The organism is Streptomyces sp. NPDC042371 (genome assembly GCF_056437465.1).
In genome coordinates this window covers 688,280-712,155 of the sequence record NZ_JBWKAP010000002.1, presented here as the reverse complement: position 1 = coordinate 712,155, position 23,876 = coordinate 688,280, and the positions used below count along the sequence as shown (strand labels likewise).

The following is a 23,876-nucleotide window of genomic DNA, read 5'->3' as shown; positions in this document are numbered from 1 at the left end:
GGGAGTCAGGGCCGGGGCGCTGCCGGGTGGCCGATCAGCATCGTGGGGGCGCCCGCCACCCGTGTCAGGAAGACGGTCGCCGCGTTCTTCCCCTGCGGTTTCACCTTGCGCCGCAGCTCCTCGGGCTCGACGGCGGAGCCGCGCTTCTTCACGGTGAGGATGCCGACCCCGCGCTCGCGCAGCAGCGCCTTCAGCTTCTTCACGCTGAACGGGAGTTGGTCGGTGATCTCGTACGCGGTGGCGTACGGGGTGTCGTGCAGGGCGTCGGAGGTGACGTACGCGATGGTCTCGTCGATGAGTCCGCCCTCGACCCGGGCGGCGACCTCGGCGACCAGGTGCGCGCGGATGACGGCGCCGTCCGGCTCGTACAAATAGCGCCCGACGGGCCGTGCCGGTGGGTCGGGCAGCATCGCGGCGAGCGAGGTCCACAGGGAGGCGCCACCGGGCAGGAGCGTGGCGCGGTGCGAGGCGGGGGCGTCCGTGCCGAACCACAGCACGGCCTCCTTCACGTCGCCGCCGTCCGAGATCCACTCGGCGCCCGCCTCGGCGGGGATCGCCTCGTGCGGGATGCCGGGGGCGATCTTCAGCGCGGCGAGCGGGGCCCCGAGCGCCGCCCCGACCGCCCAGGACAGCGGCGGGGAGTAGGCCTCGGGGTCGAAGATCCGCCCGCGGCCGCCGCGCCGCGCCGGGTCCACGAAGACGGCGTCGTACGCGGACGTGTCCACCTCGGTGACGTCCGCCTCCCGCACCTCGATCAGGTCGCCGAGGCCGAGGGCCTCGGCGTTGGCGCGGGCGGCCGCGCAGGTCAGCGGGTCGCGGTCGACGGCGAGCACGGAGATCCCGGCTCGCGCGAGGGCGATGGCGTCGCCGCCGATGCCGCAGCAGAGGTCGGCCAGTGAACGTACGCCCAGGGCCCTGAAGCTCTCGGCGCGGTGCGTGGCGACGGAGGCGCGGGTGGACTGCTCCACGCCGTTCGGTGTGAAGAACATCCGGGCCGCGTCCTCGGCGCCGAACTTCGCCGCGGCCCGCTGCCGCAGCCGCGCCTGGGCCAGGGCCGCGGAGACCAGGGGCGCGGGGAAGGTGCGGCGCAGCCGGGTGGCGGCGGCGAGCTCCTGGGCCGGTTCGACGTCCCGCACCTCGTCGAGCAGGGCCCGGCCCTCCTCGGTGCGGAGGGCGGCGAAGGCGGCGAGGGGGTCGCCGAGGTCGGTCTCGTGGGCGCTCGGCGTGTTCGGGTCGTTCACCTGCCCCATTGTGGGCCAGTCGGTGGATGGTGCGCGGCCGGTGGCGGTGTCGGGCCCTCGGCAGGGCCTTGAGCTGCGAGGATCCGGCGCCATGCAACTAGTACGACAAAACGAAGAATACGCCGGAAGGCGGAAGAATCAGGCACGCGTCCTGATCGCCGTCCTGTCCCTCGCGGCGATCGCCTCGGGCTGCGCGTCCGGCGGCGACTCCGACGACGTGCGCCCCGCCCACGGCCAGCAGCCGCTCAAGGCCCCGCCCGCCCGCGCCCTCGACTCGTACGCCCAGAAGCTCGCCACGGCCCAGGTCGCCCGCACCATGGCCGCCAAGCGCTGGGGCCTGGCCAAGACCCCGCTGGCCGCGCCCCCCGCGCCCAGGACCAAGCCGCGGATCACCACCCGCAAGGGGTTCGAGGTCAAGGGCCAGTCGAGCCTGCCGCCGGTCTTCACGACGATCCCCACCAAGGAGAAGGTCGTCTTCCTGACCATCGACGACGGAGCCGAGAAGGACCCGGCACTGCTGAAGATGATGAGCGAACTGAAGCTCCCCTACACGGCGTTCCTCAGCGACTACCTGGTCAAGGAGGACTACGCCTACTTCAAGAAGATGCAGGGCCGCGGCGTCTCCCTGAACAACCACACGCTCAACCACCGCTACCTGCCAGGACTCTCGTACGACAAGCAGCGCCGCGAGATCTGCGGCATGCAGGACACCATCGAGAAGCACTACGGCAAGCGCCCCGAGCTCTTCCGCCCGCCCTACGGCAACTACAACCAGGACACGCTGCGCGCCGCCAAGTCCTGTGGCGTCAAGGCGGTGCCGCTGTGGGCGTCGGAGGCCTTCGCCGACCACATGGAGTGGCGCGAGTGGGACCGCGACCTGCACCCCGGCGACATCATCCTCACGCACTTCCGGGGGCGCGAGGACTGGAAGGGCACCATGCCGGACATGATCCGCAGGGTCATGAAGACGGTCACGGACAAGGGGTACGCGGTCGCCAGGCTGGAGGACTACCTGTGACCCCGCGGGCGCGGGCGCGCCGCCGCCTCCTCGCCGGGGCCCTGCTGTGCGGAGTGCTCGCGCCCGCACTGCTCACGGGGTGCGCGGAATCCGTGGACCCGATCGAGAGGCTGGGCAGGAAGGCGGCCCAGAAGGTGCCGAGCAAGCCGAGCAAGGGCAGACCGGGTCCTGGCCCCTGTGCGGAGCGCCGGGAATTGAGGCCTCCGTGGCGCGTGGCGGCGGAACTGGCACCCGTCGTCGTGCGTTGCCCCGAAGGGGTGCTCGGCACCCCCACCGGCTGAAGTCGGACGCAGTCGATTGGCACTCCGCTTGACCGAGTGCTAATCCCCGTCCTAGTCTCGCTTCTGGCACTCCCCACTGGAGAGTGCCAACAGCGACGGGCAGGTCCGGCACCCGCGACGACGGATCCACCTGGTCGCCACACTCAGACTCTTAACCCCGTGAGATCTCCGAAGGGGGAGACCGGATCGTGACGACCGCAAGCTCCAAGGTTGCCATCAAGCCGCTCGAGGACCGCATCGTGGTCCAGCCGCTCGACGCCGAGCAGACCACGGCCTCCGGCCTGGTCATTCCGGACACCGCGAAGGAGAAGCCCCAGGAGGGCGCCGTCCTCGCCGTGGGCCCGGGCCGCTTCGAGAACGGCGAGCGCCTGCCGCTCGACGTCAAGGTCGGCGATGTCGTGCTGTACAGCAAGTACGGCGGCACCGAGGTGAAGTACAACGGCGACGAGTACCTCGTCCTCTCGGCTCGCGACGTGCTCGCGATCGTCGAGAAGTAGTTTCACCGCTTCACCTGCTTCACCAGCAGATTTGCTTTTGAGCTGCGCCCCTGGTCACCCCGCTGATTGCCGGGCGGCGAGGGGCGCAGTTCGTTCACCCGAGTTTTCGAGAGGGCTGAATCGCTCCCATGGCGAAGATCCTGAAGTTCGACGAGGACGCCCGTCGCGCCCTTGAGCGCGGCGTCAACAAGCTTGCCGACACGGTCAAGGTGACGATCGGCCCCCGCGGCCGCAACGTCGTCATCGACAAGAAGTTCGGCGCCCCGACCATCACCAACGACGGCGTCACCATCGCCCGTGAGGTGGAGGTCGAGGACCCGTACGAGAACCTCGGCGCCCAGCTGGTGAAGGAGGTGGCGACCAAGACCAACGACATCGCTGGTGACGGCACCACCACCGCCACCGTGCTCGCCCAGGCCCTGGTCAAGGAAGGCCTGCGCAACGTCGCCGCCGGTGCCTCCCCGGCCGCCCTCAAGAAGGGCATCGACGCCGCCGTCGCGGCCGTCTCCGAGGAGCTCCTCGCCACCGCCCGTCCGATCGACGACAAGGCCGACATCGCGGCCGTCGCCGGTCTGTCGGCCCAGGACCCGCAGGTCGGCGAGCTCATCGCCGAGGCGATGGACAAGGTCGGCAAGGACGGTGTCATCACCGTCGAGGAGTCCAACACCTTCGGCCTGGAGCTCGACTTCACCGAGGGCATGGCCTTCGATAAGGGCTACCTGTCGCCGTACATGGTGTCCGACCAGGAGCGTATGGAGGCCGTCCTCGACGACCCGTACATCCTGATCCACCAGGGCAAGATCTCCTCCATCCAGGACCTCCTGCCGCTGCTCGAGAAGGTCATCCAGGCCAACGCCTCGAAGCCGCTCCTGATCATCGCCGAGGACGTCGAGGGCGAGGCCCTCTCGACCCTGGTCGTGAACAAGATCCGCGGCACCTTCAACGCCGTCGCGGTGAAGGCCCCGGGCTTCGGCGACCGCCGCAAGGCCATGCTCGGTGACATCGCCACCCTCACCGGCGGCACCGTCATCGCCGAAGAGGTCGGCCTCAAGATCGACCAGGTCGGTCTCGACGTGCTCGGCACCGCCCGCCGCGTCACCATCACCAAGGACGACACCACGATCGTCGACGGCGGTGGCAACAAGGCCGACGTCGAGGGCCGCGTCGCCCAGATCAAGGCCGAGATCGACGCCACGGACTCCGACTGGGACCGCGAGAAGCTCCAGGAGCGCCTCGCGAAGCTGGCCGGCGGCGTGTGCGTCATCAAGGTCGGCGCCGCCACCGAGGTGGAGCTGAAGGAGAAGAAGCACCGTCTGGAGGACGCCATCTCCGCGACCCGCGCCGCGGTCGAGGAGGGCATCGTCTCCGGTGGTGGCTCCGCTCTGGTGCACGCCGCCAAGGTGCTCGGCGACTCGCTCGGCAAGGACGGCGACGAGGCCACCGGTGTGGCCGTCGTCCGCCGCGCCGCCGTCGAGCCGCTGCGCTGGATCGCCGAGAACGCCGGCCTCGAGGGCTACGTCATCACCTCGAAGGTCGCCGAGCTCGACAAGGGCTTCGGCTTCAACGCCGCGACCGGTGAGTACGGCGACCTGGTCAAGGCCGGTGTCATCGACCCGGTCAAGGTCACCCGCTCCGCCCTGGAGAACGCCGCGTCCATCGCGTCGCTGCTCCTCACGACCGAGACCCTGGTCGTCGAGAAGCCGGCCGAGGAAGAGGCCGACGCCGGTCACGGCCACGGCCACGGTCACTCGCACTGACCCGCTGCGCTCGGCTTGAACGGTGACTGAGGCCCGGCTCCCTTTTCGGGGGGAGCCGGGCCTCAGCCCTTCTCGGGATACGTCCTGCCGGGTTGCCGCTGCGTTGCCGACTGCGGATCGTGGTCCGTCCTCGCGCAGTTCCCCGCGCCCCTGACGGGGCTACTGCGGGCCGTACTTGCGGCCCGTACGGGACGTCACTCCGCCCAGCAGCGCCCTCGGGGTCACCTTCACCACGCCCATCAGCGCCTTGTACCTCGGGTCCGGGATCGACACCGTCCTGCCGCGCGCCAGGTCGGTGAGCGCCACCGTGACCAGCTTGTCCGCGTCGAGCCACATCCAGTTGGGGATGTTGGACGTGCCCATCCCCGCGCGCTGGTGGAACTCCGTGCGCACGAAGCCGGGGCACAGCGCCATCAGCCGCACCCCGGAGCCCGCCAGGTCCTTCGCCGCGCCCTGGGTGAACTGCACGACCCACGCCTTCGATGCGCCGTACGTCCCGCGCGGCACGAACGCCGCCACCGACGCGACGTTCACGACCCCGCCGCGGCCGCGCTCCCGCATCGACTCCGTCGCGGCCGACGTCAGCCGCAGCACCGCCTCGCAGTGCACCTTGAGCATGGTCAGCTCGTCGGCGAGCGAGACCTCCAGATACCGGCCCTTGTTGCCGAACCCCGCGTTGTTGATCAGGAGGTCGACCGCGTCCCTGCGGTTCGCGAGCCGCTTCTCGACGGCCTCGATGCCCACGTCCGTCGCGAGGTCCGCGGTCAGCACCTCCGCCTCGATGCCGTGCCGGTCGTGCAGCTCGGTCGCCTGCTCGTGCAGCCGCTCGGTGTTGCGAGCCACCAGCACGAGGTTGTGCCCGTCGGCCGCGAGGCGCCGCGCGAAGGCTGCGCCGATGCCGGCGGTCGATCCCGTAATCAGAGCCGTAGTCATGGCCCAAGGCTAGTGAGATCGCGTGACCACTGTGTTGCACGGACCGCCAGGTCTCAGGGAGAGGCAGGAGCACCCTGCTGCGCCAGGTACTTGCGGGCGCGCTCGGCCGTCTCGGGATGCAGGGCGTCGCCCGCCGCGAGCAGCTCGGGCAGCAGGTCCTTCTCCGTCGTGACGGCCCGGAACTGGAGGGCGACGGTCACCTCGTGCGCAGGCCGGTGCACGATCTCGATCGGGTCCCCGGCCCGGATCTCACCCGGCTCCACGACGCGCAGATACGCACCGGGAACGCCCTCCTCCGTGAACCGTTTCACCCACCCCTTCTCGTCGAGGTGGCCCTGGAACGTACGGCAGGGGATGCGCCCGCTCGTCACTTCGAGCACCAGATCGGAACCCACCCGCCAGCGCTCGCCGATCCGCGCGCCGCTCACGTCGACGCCCGAGGTCGTGAGGTTCTCGCCGAAGGCGCCGTCGGACAGCGCGCGTCCAAGGGTGCGCTGCCAGGCGTCGAGGTCCTCGCGGGCGTAGGCGTACACCGCCTGGTCGTTGCCGCCGTGGTGGCGCAGGTCGCAGATCTCGTCACCGGCCATGCCGCTCCCGCCGACGCCCTTCGCGCCCGGCGCGGCCACGCGCACCGGGCCGCGCACCGGCCGCTTGTCGATGCCGGTGCCACCGGAGGGCGCACCGGCGTACGCGACGGTCTTGCGGCGTCCCACGTTCACAGAAAGAAGCTCCATGAAAGGCAGGCTAGGCGAGACCTCCTCAAAGTAGCGACGCATTATTTCGCGATACACCCAAGCGTCGCTTATGCTCGAACCATGATCGAGGCCCGTCATCTCCGTGTCCTGCGCGCCGTGGCCGCCACCGGCTCCTTCTCCGCCGCGGCCCGCGAGCTCGGCTGTACCCAGCCCGCCGTCAGCCAGCAGATGAAGGCCCTCGAATCCTCGGCGGGCACGCCGCTGCTGATCCGCACCGGCCGCGAGATGCGGCTGACGCAGGCGGGCGAGGCACTGGTCAGGCATGCCGCGGGGATCCTCGCCGGGCTCACCGCCGCCGAGGAGGAGGTCGCCGCCATCGCGGGCCTGCGCGCGGGCCGGGTCAGGCTCGTCTCCTTCCCCAGCGGCAGTTCCACCCTCGTCCCCTGCGCCCTGGCGGCGCTGCGCGCGGCCCACCCGGGCACCCGCGTCTCCCTCGTGGAGGCCGAGCCGCCGCGCTCGGTGGAGATGCTGCGCGAGGGCGACTGCGACGTCGCCCTCGCCTTCCGGTACGAAGGAGCGACGGCCGCGGAGGAGTGGGGCGACCTCGTCGTGCGCCCGCTGCTCGCGGACCGGCTCGTCGGTCTCGTGCCCGAGGGGCACCGGCTGGCCGGTGCGGACTCGGTCACCATCGGCGAGTTCGCCGACGAGTCGTGGATCGCGGGCTGCCCCCGCTGCCGCAGGCAACTGGTGGAGGTCTGCGAGAGCGCGGGCTTCGCACCCCGGATCGACTTCGCGACCGACGACTATCCGGCGGTGATCGGCCTCGTGGGCGCCGGTCTGGGGGTGGCGGTGCTGCCCGAGCTCGCGATCGAGTCGGTGCGCCCCATGGGTGCACGCACCGTGACGGTGGAGCCCGCCGTGCGGCGGGAGATCGTCGCGCTCACGCTGCCGGACCTGGCGCAGGTGCCGGCCGTCGCCGCCACGCTGGACCACCTCGCGCGGGCCGCCGCCCGTTGATCGACGCCCTGTGGGCGCCCCCGTACGGGCGCGTACGGGCGTTTATTCGAAGAAACGTTCCTTCAACTGTGCGACACGGCTCTGGCCGTCGAGGCGGCGGCAGCCGTGACGGTGGAGGCCGTGACGAGGCGGTTGCGCGCGCGGCCCATGAGCTCCTCGCGCTCGTCCTCGGTCAGCCCGCCCCACACGCCGTACGGCTCGCGCACCGCGAGCGCGTGAGCGGCGCACTCCGCGCGCACCGGGCACCGCATGCAGACCTCCTTGGCGGAGTTCTCACGTGCGCTGCGCGCCGCGCCCCGCTCGCCCTCCGGGTGGAAGAAGAGCGAGCTGTCGACCCCACGGCAGGCCGCGAGGAGCTGCCAGTCCCACAGATCTGCGTTCGGTCCGGGAAGGCGGGAGAAATCTGCCATTGCTGGTCCCCTTGGTGCCGTTCTGACGCGGATACGGTGCGCATAACCGTCATGACCGTACATCTACTGTCTAAGGAGATGAAAATATGACTCATTGCGAATCTAGCTATAGACACCAGGAAAAGGGAAGAAGAGGCGCTAAATGGGGCATAGGTTGTGATGAAACGTTGAGGGTCTGCCGCGCTCTCTGCGCTGTGTCCGCGCCCTCACGTAGAGTGCCGAAGGTGTCAGACTGCCCCGTAACTCTTTCGGGTGACCGTCGTTGAGAGTGCGGAGGCGGTTGAAAGAACAAGCGCTCGGGCAGGTGTCCGAGAGCGTCAACCGCACAGGTGACGAATAAGTACCAGCCTGGAGGCTCAAGGTGACGCGCAGCAGCTGTGAGAGCCGCGGAGGACAGTCATGACATCGGTCCTCGTCTGCGATGACTCCCCGCTTGCCCGAGAGGCGCTCCGCCGCGCGGTAGCGACCGTGCCCGGCGTCGAGCGCGTGACCACGGCGGCCAACGGCGAGGAAGTCCTCCGCCGCTGGGGCGCCGACCGCTCGGACCTGATTCTGATGGACGTACGCATGCCCGGTCTCGGCGGCGTGGAGACCGTCCGCCGGCTGCTGTCCGCCGACCCCGGTGCGCGCATCATCATGCTCACCGTCGCCGAGGACCTGGACGGGGTCGCACTCGCGGTCGCGGCCGGTGCCCGCGGCTATCTGCACAAGGACGCCTCGCGTGCCGAGCTGCGCGCGACCGTCACCCAGGCGCTCGCCGACCCGACGTGGCGGCTCGCTCCGCGCAGGCTGCGCTCGGCCGAGATGGGCGCCGCGCCCACCCTCACCGCGCGTGAGATCCAAGTCCTCGAGGGCATGAGCCACGGCCGTTCGAACGCGGAGATCGGGCGCGAGCTCTTCCTCTCCGAGGACACCGTGAAAACGCACGCCAGGCGGCTCTTCAAGAAGCTCGGCGCCTCGGACCGCGCACATGCGGTGGCGCTCGGTTTCCGCTGGGGTCTGGTTCGCTGAATGTGCCGTCGCGGGGGCACGGCGATCCCCGCCCGCCGTCCGGTGGGCGGGGCGACGTACGCCCGGCGACGCTTGTTTCGCCGCCGATGCCGCATCCTTGAGGTGTGGAGTTCCTCGGGGACGAGTCGATCGAGCGGGAGGGGAGGGCGCAGGAGATGAGTTCCGGCGCACCTGCTCATAACGCTTCAGTGCACAACTACGGACGCGGTGCCACGGATCAGTCGCCGTCAAGGCACCATGGACTGATGCGCGATGACAAGACGCCGGTGATCGGTGCCCTCGTTCTACGCGCTGTGGAGGGCGACGAGCAGGCCACGCACGACCTCCTGGCCCACGTCCACCCCCTCGCGCTGCGCTACTGCCGCACCCGTCTGTCCCGGCTGCCGGGTGACGCGCGGCACTTCGTGGAGGACCTGGCGCAGGAAGTGTGCGTCGCCGTGCTCCTGGCCCTGCCGCGCTACAAGGACACGGGGCGCCCCTTCGAAGCGTTCGTCTTCGCGATCGCGGCACACAAGGTGGCCGATCTGCAGCGCGCGGCGATGCGGCACCCCGGATCCACCGCCGTGCCCTCGGACGAGATGCCCGAGCGGCCCGACGACTCGCTCGGCCCGGAGGAGCGCGCCCTGCTCAGCAGCGATGCCGAGTGGGCCAAGAAGCTCCTGGCCAACCTTCCGGACAACCAGCGCGAGCTGCTGCTCCTGCGGATTGCCGTCGGCCTCACGGCCGAGGAGACCGGGCAGATGCTGGGGATGTCCCCCGGGGCGGTGCGGGTCGCGCAGCACCGGGCGCTGAGCAGGCTGCGGGCGCTCGCGGAGCAGTAGTCCGGATCCTTCCGGGGTGCGGTGGCGTACGTGTGAACGTACAAAGCTTGGTAATGATCTTGATCGTGGAATGAGACACGCTCGAAGGCCGTTAGCATGGACATCCGCACCGATCAAGGCCATTTGGGGAAGGTGTCATGACTGCAAACGGCGGTTCTTCGACTGGGGTGCCCGAGAAATTCGCGACGCTCGGGCTGACCTACGACGACGTGCTGCTGCTGCCGGGCGCGTCGGACATGGCGCCCGACCAGATCGACACTTCCTCGCTCGTCTCCAAGAACGTCCGGGTGAACGTCCCGCTGCTGTCCGCGGCGATGGACAAGGTCACCGAGTCCCGCATGGCGATCGCCATGGCGCGGCAGGGCGGCGTCGGTGTGCTGCACCGCAACCTCTCCATCGCCGACCAGGCCAACCAGGTCGACCTGGTGAAGCGCTCCGAGTCCGGCATGGTCACCGACCCGATCACGGTTCACCCGGACGCGACGCTCGCCGAGGCCGACGCGATCTGCGCGAAGTTCCGCATCAGCGGCGTCCCGGTCACCGACCCCGCGGGCAAGCTGCTCGGCATCGTGACCAACCGCGACATGGCCTTCGAGTCGGACCGCACGCGCCAGGTGCGCGAGGTCATGACGCCGATGCCGCTCGTCACCGGCAAGGTCGGCATCTCCGGCGTGGACGCCATGGAGTTGCTGCGCCGCCACAAGATCGAGAAGCTTCCGCTGGTCGACGACGCGGGCATCCTCAAGGGCCTCATCACGGTCAAGGACTTCGTGAAGGCCGAGAAGTACCCGAACGCGTCCAAGGACGCCGGAGGCCGCCTCCTGGTGGGTGCCGCCGTGGGTGTCGCGGGTGACGCGTTCGAGCGCGCCCAGGCCCTCGTCGCGGCGGGCGTCGACTTCATCGTCGTCGACACCGCGCACGGCCACTCCCGCCTGGTCGGCGACATGGTCGCCAAGATCAAGTCCGACGCCCCCGGCGTCGACGTCATCGGCGGCAACATCGCGACGCGCGACGGCGCCAAGGCGCTCATCGACGCCGGTGTCGACGGCATCAAGGTCGGCGTCGGACCCGGCTCCATCTGCACGACCCGCGTCGTCGCCGGTATCGGCGTACCGCAGGTAACGGCCATCTACGAAGCGTCGCTCGCCGCCAAGGAGGCCGGTGTCCCGGTCATCGGCGACGGCGGCCTGCAGTACTCCGGAGACATCGCCAAGGCGCTCGTCGCCGGTGCGGACACGGTCATGCTGGGCTCCCTGCTCGCAGGCTGTGAGGAGTCTCCCGGGGAGCTGCTCTTCATCAACGGCAAGCAGTTCAAGTCGTACCGCGGCATGGGCTCGCTCGGCGCCATGCAGACGCGCGGCGACCAGCGCTCCTTCTCCAAGGACCGGTACTTCCAGGAGGGCGTCGCCTCCGACGAGAAGCTGGTGCCCGAGGGCATCGAGGGCCAGGTTCCCTACCGGGGTCCGCTCTCGGCGGTCGTCCACCAGCTGGTGGGCGGACTGCGCCAGTCGATGTTCTACGTGGGCGGTCGCACCGTGCCCGACCTCCAGGCCAACGGCCGTTTCGTACGCATCACGTCGGCGGGCCTCAAGGAGAGCCACCCGCACGACATCCAGATGACGGTCGAAGCGCCGAACTACAGCCGCAGCAAGTAGTCTTCCGGCGCCACGCGCGCGTGGAAGGGGCGGTCCCGGATCACCGGGACCGCCCCTTCCGTGTGCGTCGGGGATACTGGACAGGCAGACCAAGAGGGAAAGGCCCCACAACGTGACTGAGATCGAGATCGGGCGCGGCAAGCGCGGCCGCCGCGCGTACGCCTTCGACGACATCGCCGTCGTACCGAGTCGGCGCACCCGCGACCCGAAGGAGGTCTCGATCGCGTGGCAGATCGACGCCTACCGCTTCGAGCTGCCCTTCCTGGCCGCTCCGATGGACTCGGTGGTATCGCCGCAGACCGCCATCCGGATCGGTGAGCTGGGCGGCCTCGGCGTCCTGAACCTCGAGGGCCTCTGGACGCGGTACGAGGACCCGCAGCCGCTGCTCGACGAGATCGCCGAGCTGGACGCGGAGACCGCGACCCGGCGCCTCCAGGAGATCTACGCGGCCCCGATCAAGGCCGACCTCATCGGCCAGCGCATCAAGGAGGTGCGCGACGCCGGTGTGGTCACCGCCGCCGCGCTCTCCCCGCAGCGCACCGCCGAGTTCTCCAAGGCCGTCGTGGACGCCGGGGTCGACATCTTCGTGATCCGCGGCACCACCGTCTCCGCCGAGCACGTCTCCGGCGCGGCCGAGCCGCTGAACCTGAAGCAGTTCATCTACGAGCTGGACGTCCCGGTCATCGTCGGCGGCTGCGCCACGTACACCGCGGCGCTGCACCTCATGCGCACGGGCGCCGCGGGCGTCCTGGTCGGCTTCGGCGGCGGCGCCGCGCACACCACGCGCAACGTGCTTGGCATCCAGGTGCCGATGGCCACCGCGGTCGCCGACGTCGCGGCCGCCCGCCGTGACTACATGGACGAGTCCGGCGGTCGCTACGTGCACGTGATCGCCGACGGCGGCGTCGGCTGGTCCGGCGACCTGCCCAAGGCCATCGCGTGCGGCGCCGACTCCGTGATGATGGGCTCCCCGCTGGCCCGCGCCACGGACGCGCCCGGCAAGGGCCACCACTGGGGCATGGAGGCCGTCCACGAGGACGTGCCGCGCGGCAAGAAGGTCGACCTCGGCACGGTCGGCACCACGGAGGAGGTCCTCACCGGCCCGTCGCACATCCCGGACGGCTCGATGAACTTCTTCGGGGCGCTGCGCCGCGCGATGGCGACCACGGGCTACAGCGAGCTCAAGGAGTTCCAGCGCGTCGAGGTGACGGTCGCGGACTCGCAGCACAAGCGCTGACGCGTCGTTCGCACGCTTCGCGGAAGGGCCCCGGTACTTCGTACCGGGGCCCTTCTTGTCGTCTTTTGTCGTCACAGGCGGTGTGCCGCGCCCGCCGGGGTCGCGCCCCGGGTGTCCAGGAGCAGCTGGGCCTTCACGGCGAGGCCCTGCAGGTCGTACGTGCGGTGGTGCTGGAGCAGGATCGTGAGGTCGGCGTCTGCCGCGGCCTCGTAGAGGGAGTCCGCGCGCGGGACGGGGCGGCCGAGCACGCTCCAGTTGGGCACGTAGGGGTCGTGGTAGCTGACGGCCGCGCCGAGCTCCATGAGGCGGGTCGCCACCTCCTGGGCGGGGGCGCCCTGCTGGTCGGCGAGGTCGGGCTTGTAGGTGACGCCGAGGAGCAGGACGCGGGCGCCGCGGACGGACTTGCCGTGCTCGTTGAGCAGGGTCGCCGAGCGCTGGATGACGTACTGGGGCATGCGGTCGTTGACCTGCTGGGCCAGCTCGACCATGCGCAGGGGGCGGGCGCCGCGGGAGGGGTTCGGGACGTCCAGGGGGACGCCGTGGCCACCGACGCCGGGCCCGGGGCGGAAGGCCTGGAAGCCGAAGGGCTTGGTCTCGGCGCAGCGGATGACGTCCCACAGGTCGATGCCGAGGTCGTGGCAGAGCACCGCCATCTCGTTGACCAGGGCCATGTTCACGTGCCGGTAGTTGGTCTCCAGGAGGTGCACGGTCTCGGCCTCGCGGGGGCCGCGGGCGCGGACGACCTTGTCGGTGAGGCGGCCGTAGAAGGTGGCGGCGGACTCGGTGCAGGCCGGGGTGAGGCCGCCGATGACCTTGGGGGTGCCCGCGTAGCCGTGGGAGCGGTTGCCGGGGTCGAGGCGTCCGGGGGAGTACGCGAGGTGGAAGTCGCGCCCGGCCCGCAGGCCCGAACCCGATTCGAGGATCGGACGGAGGAATTCCTCGGTGGTCCCCGGGTACGCGGGGGACTCGAGGATCACGGTGGTGTGCGGACGCAGCCGTGCGGCCAGTGCATGGGCTGCTTCGGCCACCTGGCTGAGGTCGAGCGAGCGGTCGGCCGCCGGCGGAGTGGGGGCGCAGATGACAGCGGTGCGGACCCGGCCGAGCTCGGCCGGGTTGACGGTCGGCCGGAAGCCCCCCGAGAGCATCCGGCGGACGTCGGCGGCGGTGAGGGTGGACTCGGCGCCGTCGCAGGGCAGTCTGCCGCCGGCCAGGTCGGCGGCGCGGGCGGGGTCGTAGCCGATGGTGTCGATGCCGCGTGCGACGGCGGCCTGCGCGAGGGGCAGGCCGAGGTGGCCGAGACCGATGACGGCGAGATCTGCGGGCATGGCGGTGGGCCGTCCTCCCAATAGCCGGAGTGGAACAAGTGCGCAAGCCCTGTGGACAAGGCGGACCAGCGCAATGTCAGACTAGGAGTAAATATGACCGATTTGCGGTATTGCGCCGCACGGGACTCCGGAGTGTTGTCCACAGGCTGGGGTCGCGTTCAGCGAGCGGCGGGGAAATCTGGGCATGATGTGAGTCCGACCACACCCGATCACAGCGGGAGGCAGCGGTGAGGACAGCGACACTGGGGCCGGCGGAGCGCGCCGAGTCACTGGCGGGAATGGCCGAACGGGAGCTGGACGTCCTGGTAGTGGGCGCAGGCGTGGTCGGCGCGGGCACGGCACTCGACGCGGTGACCCGCGGCCTGTCCACCGGCCTGGTCGAGGCCCGCGACTGGGCGTCCGGCACGTCGAGCCGGTCGAGCAAGCTGATCCACGGCGGCCTCCGCTATCTGGAGATGCTCGACTTCGCCCTCGTGCGGGAGGCGCTGAAGGAGCGCGGCCTGCTCCTGGAGCGCCTCGCCCCGCACCTCGTGAAGCCGGTCCCGTTCCTCTACCCCTTGCAGCACAAGGGCTGGGAGAGGTTGTACGCCGGATCGGGCGTCGCGCTCTACGACGCCATGTCGATGTCCCGCGGACACGGCCGCGGCCTGCCCATGCACCGCCATCTGACCCGCCGCCACGCCCTGCGCGTCGCCCCGTGCCTGAAGAAGGACGCCCTGGTCGGCGCCATGCAGTACTACGACGCCCAGATGGACGACGCCCGCTATGTCGCCACGCTGGTCCGCACCGCTTCGGCGTACGGCGCAAAGGTCGCCAACCGCGCCAAGGTCACGGGCTTCCTGCGCGAGGGCGAGCGCGTCGTCGGCGCCCGCGTGCAGGACGTCGAGGGCGGCGGGGAGTACGAGGTCAGGGCCAAGCAGGTCGTGAACGCGACCGGGGTGTGGACGGACGACACCCAGGCCATGGTCGGCGAGCGCGGCCAGTTCCACGTCAGGGCCTCCAAGGGCATCCACCTGGTCGTGCCCAAGGACCGGATCAACGCGACGACCGGGCTGATCCTGCGCACCGAGAAGAGCGTCCTCTTCGTCATCCCGTGGGGACGGCACTGGATCGTGGGCACGACCGACACGGACTGGGACCTCGACAAGGCGCACCCGGCCGCCTCCAGTGCCGACATCGACTATCTCCTGGAGCATGTGAACTCGGTGCTCGCCAGGCCCCTCTCCCGGGACGACGTCCAGGGGGTGTACGCGGGCCTGCGGCCGCTGCTCGCGGGCGAGTCGGACGCCACCAGCAAGCTGTCCCGCGAGCACACGGTCGCGCACCCGGCCCCGGGCCTGGTCGTCGTCGCGGGCGGCAAGTACACGACGTACCGGGTGATGGCCAAGGACGCCGTCGACGAGGCGGTGCACGCCCTGGACCAGCGCGTCGCCGACTGCGTCACGGAAGACATCCCCCTGGTCGGCGCCGAGGGGTACAAGGCGCTGTGGAACGCCCGCGCGAGGATCGCCGCCAGGACGGGCCTGCACGTGGTCCGCGTGGAGCACCTGCTGAATCGGTACGGCTCGCTGGCCGAAGAGGTCCTCGAACTCATCACCGCGGACCCGACCCTCGGCGCCCCCTTGCAGGCGGCCGACGACTACCTGCGGGCCGAAGTGGTCTACGCCGCCTCCCACGAGGGCGCCCGCCACCTGGACGACGTGCTGACACGGCGGACGCGCATCTCCATCGAGACGTTCGACCGGGGCACGCGCAGCGCCCGGGAGTGCGCCGAGTTGATGGCACCGGTCCTCGGCTGGGACAAGGACCAGATCGAGCGGGAGGTCCAGCACTACGAGAAGCGGGTGGAGGCCGAGCGGGAGTCGCAGCGCCAGCCGGACGACCTGACGGCGGACGCGGCACGGCTGGGCGCGCCCGACATCGTGCCGCTCGGCTGAGGGGGCCCGGAGCAGGAGGCTCTAAGGGGCGCGGGGGCAGAACTGGGCTGTGAGGAGGGCGGGTTCCAGGGCCGGGTCGGCCAGCTTGTCCGTGTTGACCCGGAAGGTGATGACCCGTCGGCCGTCTCGGGTGGCGGCGGTGCGGACGTAGCTGCCTGCGATGCGGCCGTTGTGGCCCCAGACGGTGGTGCCGCAGGGGAGCTTGTGCGGGTACAGGCCCATGCCGTAGTGGCCGTGTGCGAGGCGGGTGTTGAGCATCTCGTGCAGCAGCGGCGCGGGCAGGAGGCGGCCGGAGAGCAGGGCGGCGTAGAAGCGGTTCAGATCGGCGAGGGTGGAGATCAGTTCGCCGGCGGCACCGGCCACGCGGGGGTCGAGCGCGGTGATGTCCCGGCCGTTGCCGGTGAACGCGCGGCCGTGCGGTGCGGGGAGCGTGGTGCGGGCACCGGGGAACGAGGTGCCGGTGAGGTGGAGGGGGCGGAGGATGCGGCGTTTGGCTTCGGTGGCGTACGAGTTGCCGGTGACCCGTTCGATGACCATGCCGAGTACGACGTAGTTCGTATTGGAGTACGTCCAGTGGCTCGCGGGGGCCGCCGGGTGGGTGAGGGCGGTGCGGACCGCTCGAGCGGGGGTGACGGGGGTGGTGCCTCTGGTGTCGGCGGTGAAGTCGCGGAGGCCGCTGGTGTGGGTGAGCAGGGCACGCAGGGTGAGGGTGCGGCCGTCGATGCCCGGTCCGTGCACGAGTCCGGGCAGATGGTGCTCCACCGGGTCGGACAGGGACAGACGGTGTTCGGCGGCGAGTTGGAGGACGACGGTGGCGATGAACGTCTTGGTGATGCTGCCCACCCTGAAGTGGTCGGCGCGGGTCAGGGAGGGGCCGGTCCTGGCGAAGTGCAGGTAGGGGTGCGGGCTCGGCACGGAGGACTTCGGCCACGCGGGGCGTGACGGCGGGGACTGTTGTGCGGAGAGTTGCACGGCGACGGGAGATGCCTGGTGGCGTAGGGTGCGTGCACCCGGGAGCGGTTCGGGCTGAGTGTGGCTCAGGAGCGCCGCGGCCGGGGCCTTGCCCCGGGTGGTGAGCAGCGGAAGAGTGGAGTCCGTGGCCGGTGCCGCGGGTTGCGGGCGGCCCGCCGCCAGGCCGATGAGCGCCGCCGCCAGCAGGATGGCCGGTATTGAGCGAGCTGTTGGCAAGGCGGTCCCTCCTCGTGCGCGGTCCATCATGGGGCACGGGAAGAGGGCCGACGGACCCTGGGCGCCGACCGGTCCCCGGGTAAGGGACAATGAAGGCTCTGTCAGGGCGGGTTGCTCGGGTAGCAGCGGTAGCAGCAGAGGGGACGCATGTCGGACGCGGAGCAGACGGGTGACGCCCGTCGGGACAAGAGCGAACGTCTCCTCGCCGGCCGGTACCGGCTGGGAGAGGTGCTCGGCCGCGGAGGCATGGGCACCGTCTGGCGGGCCAAGGACGAAACCCTTGGGCGCACGGTAGCGGTGAAGGAACTGCGGTTCCCCTCGAGCATCGACGAGGAGGAGAAGCGGCGGCTCATCACGCGCACGTTGCGTGAGGCCAAGGCGATTGCGCGGATCCGCAACACCAGCGCCGTGACGGTCTACGACGTGGTCGACGAGGACGACCGCCCGTGGATCGTGATGGAGCTCGTCGAGGGCAAGTCGCTTGCCGAGGCGATCCGGGAGGACGGGCTGCTCACGCCGCGTCGGGCGGCCGAGGTCGGCCTCGCCGTGCTCGACGTGCTGCGGTCGGCCCACCGGGAAGGCATTCTGCACCGCGACGTGAAGCCGTCGAACGTGCTGATCGCCGAGGACGGCCGGGTCGTCCTCACGGACTTCGGCATCGCACAGGTCGAGGGCGACCCGTCGATCACGTCCACCGGCATGCTCGTGGGCGCCCCGTCGTACATCGCGCCGGAGCGCGCACGAGGGCACAAGCCCGGTCCGGCGGCCGACATGTGGTCGCTGGGCGGCCTGTTGTACGCGGCCGTGGAGGGCGTGCCCCCGTACGACAAGGGGTCCGCCATCGCGACCCTCACCGCGGTGATGACCGAGGACGTCGAACAGCCCACCAACGCGGGACCGTTGGAGAAGGTCATCTACGGCCTGCTCGCCAAGGACCCCGAGCAGCGGCTCGACGACGCGGGAGCGCGGGCGCTCCTCATCGACGTCATACACGCCCCTGAGGCCAAGCCGGAACCCGAGCCGATGGAAGCGACCAAGGTGGTGCCGCTGCCCCCGGCCCCGCCCAAGCCGCCGCGGACGCCGAAGACATCGCGGACGCCGAAGGCCTCGAAGTCGAGCAGACTGACGAAGTCGTCGAAGAGCGCGAAGGTCGCGGGCGCCGCTGCTGGTGCCGGTGCGGCTGGTGCGGCCGGTGCCGCGCAGGGAGCGGCCGGGGCCTCCGCCTCCGCTCCCGCTGGGACTGCTGCCGGGGCTCCTGGGACCACTGGGACCGGGACCGCGTCGACGTCCGGGGCGTCCGGGGCGTCCGGGGCGTCCGGGGTGTCGCGTCCCGCCGGACGCAAGGCCGAGGAGGCCGCCGACCGGCTGAAGGGCGCCCTGCAGTCCGTGCGCAAGGCGGCCGCGTCCGCCACCGCGCGGGGCACGGGGGCGGCCGGGGCCTCGACGACGTCCGCGTCCACCGGTACTTCGGGTGCCGGGGGGCAGCCGCCGCGGGCGCCCGCCAAGGCGTCGCTCACCGATGTGGTGCCGCGCCGGACGCTGGTCATAGTGACCATGGTGGTCGTGCTCGCCGTGCTCGGGACGGTGCTCGCCCTCGCGCTGGGGGACGACGGCGAAGGCAGCGAGGACAACAAGGGCGGCGACAAGGCCGCGTCCGCCGGGGCGACCGGCGGCGGGGGCCAGGGCAAGGGCGAGGACAAGGGCTCCGGCAAGGATGCCGACAAGGGCACCGGCACCGGCGACGACGCGAGCAAGGACCCGGGCAAGGACGAGAGTCCCAGCCCGGACGAGGGCGAGGGCCACGACCCGGGCAAGGACGACGGCGGCAAGAAGCCGGGTGACGGCGCCGAGTCGACGTACAAGCACTCCCAGGGCTTCAAGATCGGGCTTCCGAAGGGGTGGAAGTTCCAGTCCACGGGTCGGGCGGGCGCGCGCTTCGGCGGCCCCGACGGGCAGAAGCTGCTGATCGGCTGGACGACCACGCCCAAGGACAACCCGGTCAGCGACTGGAAGAGCCAGGAAAACTACATGGTCCGGCCGCAGTACGACCGGATCCGGATAGAGAAGGTTGGCTTCCGCGGCTGGAACACGGCCGACTGGGAATTCACCTACGTGGACGGCGGGACCAAGTACCGGTCGATAGACCGCGGATTCGTCGTCAACGGCGGTCTGGGCTACGGAATGATGTACACGGCCAAGGCCGACGACTGGGGCAGCGAGAAGCGGCGGGCCGCGTGGCGGACCTTCACCAGGACGTTCGAGCCGAAGTCCTGAGCCCGGGATCTGGCATCCCCTCATTGCGGTTCGCTCACGGCACGTATCGTGAGTGCTTGCGGACCGTACACAGCCGCAACGCGCCGCAAGACGAACGGATTTGACCACCGGGCGGACGGGGAAGGCATCGTGGACGACTACGCGGGACGGGTGCTCGCCGACCGCTACCGCCTGCCGCTGCCGCCCTCCGACGTGTACGAATTCGCCGAGTCGCGCGCCTTCGACACGTACAGCGGGCAGGAAGTTCTCGTCCGGCAGGTGCCGCTGCCCGAGATCGTCGAGGCGGAGGTGCTCGACGAGGACGATCTGCCCGAGGGGTTCCTGCCGCGGGCGGGGGCGGGCGGACCCGGCGTGCGCCGGTCCGGGACCAGGACGACGCGCAGGCCCACGGACCCGGCGGTGCTGCGCGCGATAGAGGCGGCGCAGACCGCCGCCCAGATCCCCGACCATCCACGGCTCGACCAGGTCTTCGACGTGTTCGCGGAGGACGGCTCGCTGTGGATAGTGAGTGAGTTGGTTGCCGCGAGGCCGCTGGCGGCGCTCCTTGCGGACCGGCCGCTGAGTCCGTACCGGGCGGCCGAGGTCGCGGCGGACGTCCTGGCGGCGCTGCGGGTGCTGCACGCGTACGGCTGGGTGCACCGGAACATCACCGCGCGGACCGTGTTGATATGCGATGACGGCCGCGTGATGCTGACGGGCCTCGCGGCGGGCGCGGCCGAGGAAGCGCTCTGCGGGTACGACCCCCGGCCGGTCGAGGCCGGGGAGGCGGCGGGCTCTGCGGGGTCGGTCGGCAATGTGGCGGAGTATGCGGAGCACACAGGGCATACAGGGCGCACGCGGCACTCAGGACACACACGGCACACAGTGCACTCCGAAGACGTGGCGATCGAGCCCGCGCCGGAGTCGGCGGGGAGCGGTGCGCGGTCCGGGCCCACGGGGGCCGTGACGGCGTATCAAGCGGATGAGCCCGAACCCGCCGGACGGATCTCGGACCCCTATGGCGTGGCGGGCAAGAAGCCCTGGCACGGGGCTGTGCCGCGCAAGGACCCGAGCGAGAGCACGCGCGAGAACGAGAGTGCGTACGAGAGCGAAAGTGCATACGAGAGCGAGGGTGCGTACGGGCGCGAGAGCGGGCGCGGAGGGTGGGACGACGGCCCGGCCGAAGGCGCCCCCTCGCGCGGGCCCGCCACCGCCCTCGCCGCCGAACGGGCCCGGCACGCGCGCATGGTCGTCGTCGGAGCCGTCACCGAGCGGTGGGCGCCCGAGCAGGCCGGACCCGTGCACGAGAACTGGCAGCTCGCCGCGCCGATCGGCCCCGCCACCGATCTGTGGGCCCTGGGAGCGCTGCTCTTCCGCGCCGTTCAGGGCCACGCGCCGTACCCGGAGGACAGCTCGGCCGAGCTCGTGCAGCTCGTGTGCGCCGAGCCGCCCGCCTTCGCCGAGGAGTGCGGACCCCTGCGGCCGGTGGTCGAGTCGTTACTGCGTCAGGACCCGACCGAGCGGCTCGACTTCGAGGAGGCGAGCGGCTGGCTGCGTTCGCTGGTGCGGTCCGCGCCCGAGCCGGAGGCAGGGGCGCACGTCGTGCCGGTGCCGCCGTACGACGCGGGTCGGCTGCCCGTCGTGCGCCGACGGGGCGAGATCGTGCGCAAGCGGCGTGGAGCCGCGGTCGCCGGTACCAGCGGCACCGCGGGGAAGAGCGGTGAGGGGCACGGGCGGCACAAGCGCGGCAAGGGCAGTGGAGGCAAGGGCAGCGGCGGCAGGACGAAGGGCGGGCCGGGGCACGACGTGCCCGTCGTCTCCCCCCTGCAGGGCCACAGCGGCCCCAGGCCGCCCCGCGAGCCCAAGACCCGCGGCCCGGCCCGCCCGCGTTCGCTGGGTCGGCTGCTGCTGATCGCCATCCTGCTCGGACTCGCCGCGGCGATCGCGTACGCCCTGGTGTTCATGCCCAAGTCCGACGACCGCTCGGGCGACCGCGCGGGGACGGCGGGCGAGGTCAGCTCGGCCCCGGAACCGAGCGACAGCAAGGACGAAGGGAAGGACCCCGACAAGGGCAAGGGCAAAGAGAAGGACGGAGACAAGGACAAAGATAAGGACAAAGACAAAGACAAGCCCGGGAAGAGCCCCAGTTCGCAGAGGCCGCAGACCTCCGACCCCGAGGTGCCCCGGGGATTCACCGTGCGCAAGGACCCCGAGGGCTTCCAGGTCGCCGTGGCGGGAGGCTGGGACCGGCAGCCCAAGAACGGCAGGGGCCAGGTCCGTTACACCCACGGAAGCTTCGAGCTGCTGCTGGTGCCGGGCCGCGACACCACCGACAGCTACGGCAACGACCCCATGAAGTACCAGCGCGAGCACGAGCGCGAGCTGCAGCCGTTCCGCGACTCCTCCTGGGCGACCTCCAGCGGCATGCGCCGCATCGACGTCGGTGGACGGGCCATGGCGGAAGGGCAGTTCACCTGGCAGGACGACGCGGGCAGCGAGGTCTTCGTACGCAATCTCGCGATGGTCGTCGGCGGGAAGTACCACGTGCTCCAGGTGCGGGGGCCGGAGGCCGAGCGGGACGAAGTGACACGCCTGTACGAGCAGGCGACGGCCACTTATCGGGTTACCGACTGAGTCGATTCCGACCATCGGGACATGCGCGGCATGCGTCACAGTGCGGTCTCCTAAGCCCCCCTGTGGTTCCCTGCACGGCTCCCGCTCCTTAACCTGGCTCTGTCAAGACCATTGCGGGGGAACGTGAATCAGATGCAGGGACTGCTCCTCGCGGGCCGCTACCGACTCGCAGAGTCCATCGGCCGCGGTGGCATGGGACGGGTGTGGCGCGCGCAGGACGAGGTCCTGCACCGGGCCGTGGCCGTCAAGGAGCTGACGGCTGCGCAGTTCGTGCAGGAGGCCGACCGCGCGGTCCTCTTCACGCGTACCCAGACGGAGGCGCGGGCCGCCGCCCGGATCAACCATCCCGCCGTCGTCACCGTGCACGACGTACTCCAGTACGACGACCGCCCCTGGATCGTGATGGAGCTGGTCGAGGGCCGTTCGCTGGCGGACGCGGTCAAGGACGACGAGCGCGTCGAGCCCATCGAGGCCGCCCGCATCGGCCTGTGGACCCTGAAGGCCCTCCGCGCCGCCCACGCCGCCGGAGTCCTGCACCGCGACGTCAAGCCCGGCAACGTACTGCTCGCCGACGACCGGCGGATCCTGCTCACCGACTTCGGGATCGCCGCGATCGAGGGCGACTCCACGGTCACGAGGACCGGGGAAGTCGTCGGCTCCGTGGACTATTTGGCACCCGAGCGCGTGAGCGGCAGCAACCCCGGCCCCGCGTCCGACCTGTGGGCGCTCGGCGCCACGCTGTACACGGCCGTCGAGGGCATCTCGCCCTTCCGGCGCACGTCGCCCATCGGCACCATGCAGGCCGTGGTCACGGAGGAGCCCGAGCCGCCCCGGCACGCGGGCGTCCTCGCCCCGGTCATCAGCGCGCTGCTGCGCAAGGACCCGGCGACCCGGCCGACCGCCGAAGAGGCCGAACACATGCTGGCCGAGGCGGCGGAGGGGCGGCGCCCGCAGGGGGCGCAGGCGTACGTGCAGACGCAGGTGCACCCGGCCTCCGGCGCGCACACGGCCGTTCAGGGGCAGCCCTCGGCGGGCTACCCCGCCGCGGTCTACCCGTCCTCGTCGTACACGCAGAGCGGCAGCCAGAGCCACAGCCAGGGCTACAACCACGGTCAGGGCCAGGGGTACAGCCACACTCAGGGCCACGGCCAGACCCACACGCCCCCCACGCCCCACGCGGCTCCCCACCCGACACCGCACTCCTCCACCCCCGTCCGCGGCACCCCGACCGACGACGCCTACACCGTCACCGTCGGGCCCCAGGCGCGCGAGCCCCGTCGGTGGCCCGCGATCGTCGCCCTCGTCGTCGCGGCCGCGCTGCTCGGCGGCGGTGGCGTCTTCGGCTATCTGCACTTCGCCGACGGCACGCAGGGGCAGTCGGCGAACGGCTCGGACGACGGTCCCGCCAAGGTCGTGGGCGGCATACCCGACGACTGGGAACGGGTGCCCGACCCCGACGGGTTCAGCCTCATGCTGCCCAAGGGATGGAAGCGCGAGGCGGACGGCAACCAGGTCGACTACACCCCCGACGGGGGGCGTCGCTTCCTGCGCATCGCCGTCGACAAGAACCCGCAGTTCGAGAGCTCCTACATGCACCAGTTGGCGCTGGAGAAGAACCTGCGGGTCAAGCTTCCCAAGTACCGGCGGCTCGAGCTGAACTCCAACACCTTCCGCGATCAGCAGGGCGCCCTCTGGGATTTCAGCTGGCGTGCGGGTGCGAACGACGTGACGGCGGGCCCGCGCCGCGCCATCTCGCAGTCGTATCTCAGCAGTGACGGCGTGGAGTACGTGCTCTACATGTCGGCTCCGGCGAAGAACTGGGACGCCACCAGGGAGCAGTTCGACGCGATGCTCCGTGGATGGCGGGAGAAGTGAGCGCACCCGCCCGCTCCTGACGCCCCCTGAGGAGCCTGGTGACAGCGGCCGGAACCGGCCCGCGGCGCGCGCAGAACCGATTCCGTTCGCA

At 71.0% G+C, this 23,876-nt stretch carries 19 protein-coding genes; 13 read left to right on the top strand and 6 right to left on the bottom strand.

Annotated elements, in window-relative coordinates; genetic code table 11:
• Window positions 1-5: 5 nt before the first annotated feature.
• Entirely contained in the window at window positions 6-1,250 is a 1,245-nt protein-coding gene (locus AC068B_RS08960) for a class I SAM-dependent methyltransferase (RefSeq protein WP_478670056.1), read from the bottom strand.
• Between the two features lie 82 nt (window positions 1,251-1,332).
• Here AC068B_RS08960 and AC068B_RS08955 point away from each other — a divergent pair, with 82 nt between their 5' ends.
• The 4 genes from AC068B_RS08955 to groL all read left to right on the top strand — a co-directional run bounded on the left by AC068B_RS08955 (window position 1,333) and on the right by groL (window position 4,794).
• Entirely contained in the window at window positions 1,333-2,259 is a 927-nt protein-coding gene (locus AC068B_RS08955) for a polysaccharide deacetylase family protein (RefSeq protein WP_478670053.1), read from the top strand.
• On the top strand, window positions 2,256-2,540 hold the full coding sequence (locus AC068B_RS08950) for a hypothetical protein (protein WP_478670051.1): 285 nt from the start codon (window positions 2,256-2,258) through the stop codon (window positions 2,538-2,540). Before AC068B_RS08955 ends, AC068B_RS08950 begins: the two co-directional genes overlap by 4 nt.
• Before the next feature lie 188 nt (window positions 2,541-2,728).
• Window positions 2,729-3,037 carry a co-chaperone GroES gene (gene groES / locus AC068B_RS08945; protein WP_006347174.1) on the top strand — a complete coding sequence of 103 codons (309 nt, stop codon included), beginning with the start codon at window positions 2,729-2,731 and terminating at the stop codon, window positions 3,035-3,037.
• Between the two features lie 128 nt (window positions 3,038-3,165).
• Window positions 3,166-4,794, top strand: a complete 1,629-nt coding sequence (gene groL, locus AC068B_RS08940; RefSeq protein ID WP_468556005.1) for a chaperonin GroEL — start codon at window positions 3,166-3,168, stop codon at window positions 4,792-4,794.
• A 159-nt stretch (window positions 4,795-4,953) separates the two neighbouring features.
• On the opposite strand, the gene AC068B_RS08935 is transcribed toward groL, so the two are convergent.
• Window positions 4,954-5,727, bottom strand: coding sequence for an SDR family NAD(P)-dependent oxidoreductase (locus AC068B_RS08935; protein ID WP_478670048.1), 774 nt, complete (start codon window positions 5,725-5,727; stop codon window positions 4,954-4,956).
• A gap of 53 nt (window positions 5,728-5,780) precedes the next feature.
• Window positions 5,781-6,461: an MOSC domain-containing protein gene (locus AC068B_RS08930; protein ID WP_478670045.1), complete on the bottom strand. Its 681-nt coding sequence runs from the start codon at window positions 6,459-6,461 to the stop codon at window positions 5,781-5,783.
• A gap of 81 nt (window positions 6,462-6,542) precedes the next feature.
• Between AC068B_RS08930 and AC068B_RS08925 the strand changes: the two genes are divergently transcribed.
• The gene (locus tag AC068B_RS08925; protein WP_478670042.1) at window positions 6,543-7,439 is read left to right on the top strand and encodes a LysR family transcriptional regulator; all 897 of its coding nucleotides are present in this window, start codon (window positions 6,543-6,545) and stop codon (window positions 7,437-7,439) included.
• Between the two features lie 62 nt (window positions 7,440-7,501).
• Here the strand turns inward: AC068B_RS08925 and AC068B_RS08920 are convergent, their stop codons facing one another.
• Window positions 7,502-7,849 (bottom strand): WhiB family transcriptional regulator, encoded by a 348-nt coding sequence (locus tag AC068B_RS08920; protein WP_356251534.1) that lies wholly within the window; start codon window positions 7,847-7,849, stop codon window positions 7,502-7,504.
• Window positions 7,850-8,248: 399 nt separating this feature from the next.
• Here AC068B_RS08920 and AC068B_RS08915 point away from each other — a divergent pair, with 399 nt between their 5' ends.
• From AC068B_RS08915 to AC068B_RS08900, 4 genes are all read left to right on the top strand, one after another.
• Window positions 8,249-8,860 carry a response regulator transcription factor gene (locus AC068B_RS08915; RefSeq protein WP_003948568.1) on the top strand — a complete coding sequence of 204 codons (612 nt, stop codon included), beginning with the start codon at window positions 8,249-8,251 and terminating at the stop codon, window positions 8,858-8,860.
• Between the two features lie 245 nt (window positions 8,861-9,105).
• Entirely contained in the window at window positions 9,106-9,681 is a 576-nt protein-coding gene (locus AC068B_RS08910) for a sigma-70 family RNA polymerase sigma factor (protein ID WP_478670039.1), read from the top strand.
• A 137-nt stretch (window positions 9,682-9,818) separates the two neighbouring features.
• On the top strand, window positions 9,819-11,336 hold the full coding sequence (guaB, locus tag AC068B_RS08905) for an IMP dehydrogenase (RefSeq protein WP_478670036.1): 1,518 nt from the start codon (window positions 9,819-9,821) through the stop codon (window positions 11,334-11,336).
• 112 nt (window positions 11,337-11,448) lie between these two features.
• A complete protein-coding gene (locus AC068B_RS08900; protein WP_055563246.1) occupies window positions 11,449-12,573 on the top strand; it encodes a GuaB3 family IMP dehydrogenase-related protein in 1,125 nt (374 codons plus the stop codon).
• A gap of 71 nt (window positions 12,574-12,644) precedes the next feature.
• Here AC068B_RS08900 and AC068B_RS08895 read toward each other — a convergent pair whose 3' ends face one another.
• Window positions 12,645-13,898, bottom strand: a complete 1,254-nt coding sequence (locus tag AC068B_RS08895) for a nucleotide sugar dehydrogenase (protein WP_478670033.1) — start codon at window positions 13,896-13,898, stop codon at window positions 12,645-12,647.
• 227 nt (window positions 13,899-14,125) lie between these two features.
• Here AC068B_RS08895 and AC068B_RS08890 point away from each other — a divergent pair, with 227 nt between their 5' ends.
• Entirely contained in the window at window positions 14,126-15,835 is a 1,710-nt protein-coding gene (locus AC068B_RS08890; protein WP_478670030.1) for a glycerol-3-phosphate dehydrogenase/oxidase, read from the top strand.
• A gap of 21 nt (window positions 15,836-15,856) precedes the next feature.
• On the opposite strand, the gene AC068B_RS08885 is transcribed toward AC068B_RS08890, so the two are convergent.
• Window positions 15,857-17,023, bottom strand: a complete 1,167-nt coding sequence (locus AC068B_RS08885; protein ID WP_478670028.1) for a serine hydrolase domain-containing protein — start codon at window positions 17,021-17,023, stop codon at window positions 15,857-15,859.
• 147 nt (window positions 17,024-17,170) lie between these two features.
• On the opposite strand from AC068B_RS08885, the gene AC068B_RS08880 reads away from it, so the two are divergent.
• The 3 genes from AC068B_RS08880 to AC068B_RS08870 all read left to right on the top strand — a co-directional run bounded on the left by AC068B_RS08880 (window position 17,171) and on the right by AC068B_RS08870 (window position 23,785).
• Window positions 17,171-19,297 (top strand): serine/threonine-protein kinase, encoded by a 2,127-nt coding sequence (locus tag AC068B_RS08880; RefSeq protein ID WP_478670025.1) that lies wholly within the window; start codon window positions 17,171-17,173, stop codon window positions 19,295-19,297.
• Between the two features lie 129 nt (window positions 19,298-19,426).
• Window positions 19,427-21,910, top strand: a complete 2,484-nt coding sequence (locus tag AC068B_RS08875) for a protein kinase (protein ID WP_478670022.1) — start codon at window positions 19,427-19,429, stop codon at window positions 21,908-21,910.
• A gap of 132 nt (window positions 21,911-22,042) precedes the next feature.
• Window positions 22,043-23,785 carry a protein kinase domain-containing protein gene (locus AC068B_RS08870; RefSeq protein ID WP_478670019.1) on the top strand — a complete coding sequence of 581 codons (1,743 nt, stop codon included), beginning with the start codon at window positions 22,043-22,045 and terminating at the stop codon, window positions 23,783-23,785.
• The last annotated feature ends 91 nt before the right edge of the window (window positions 23,786-23,876 follow it).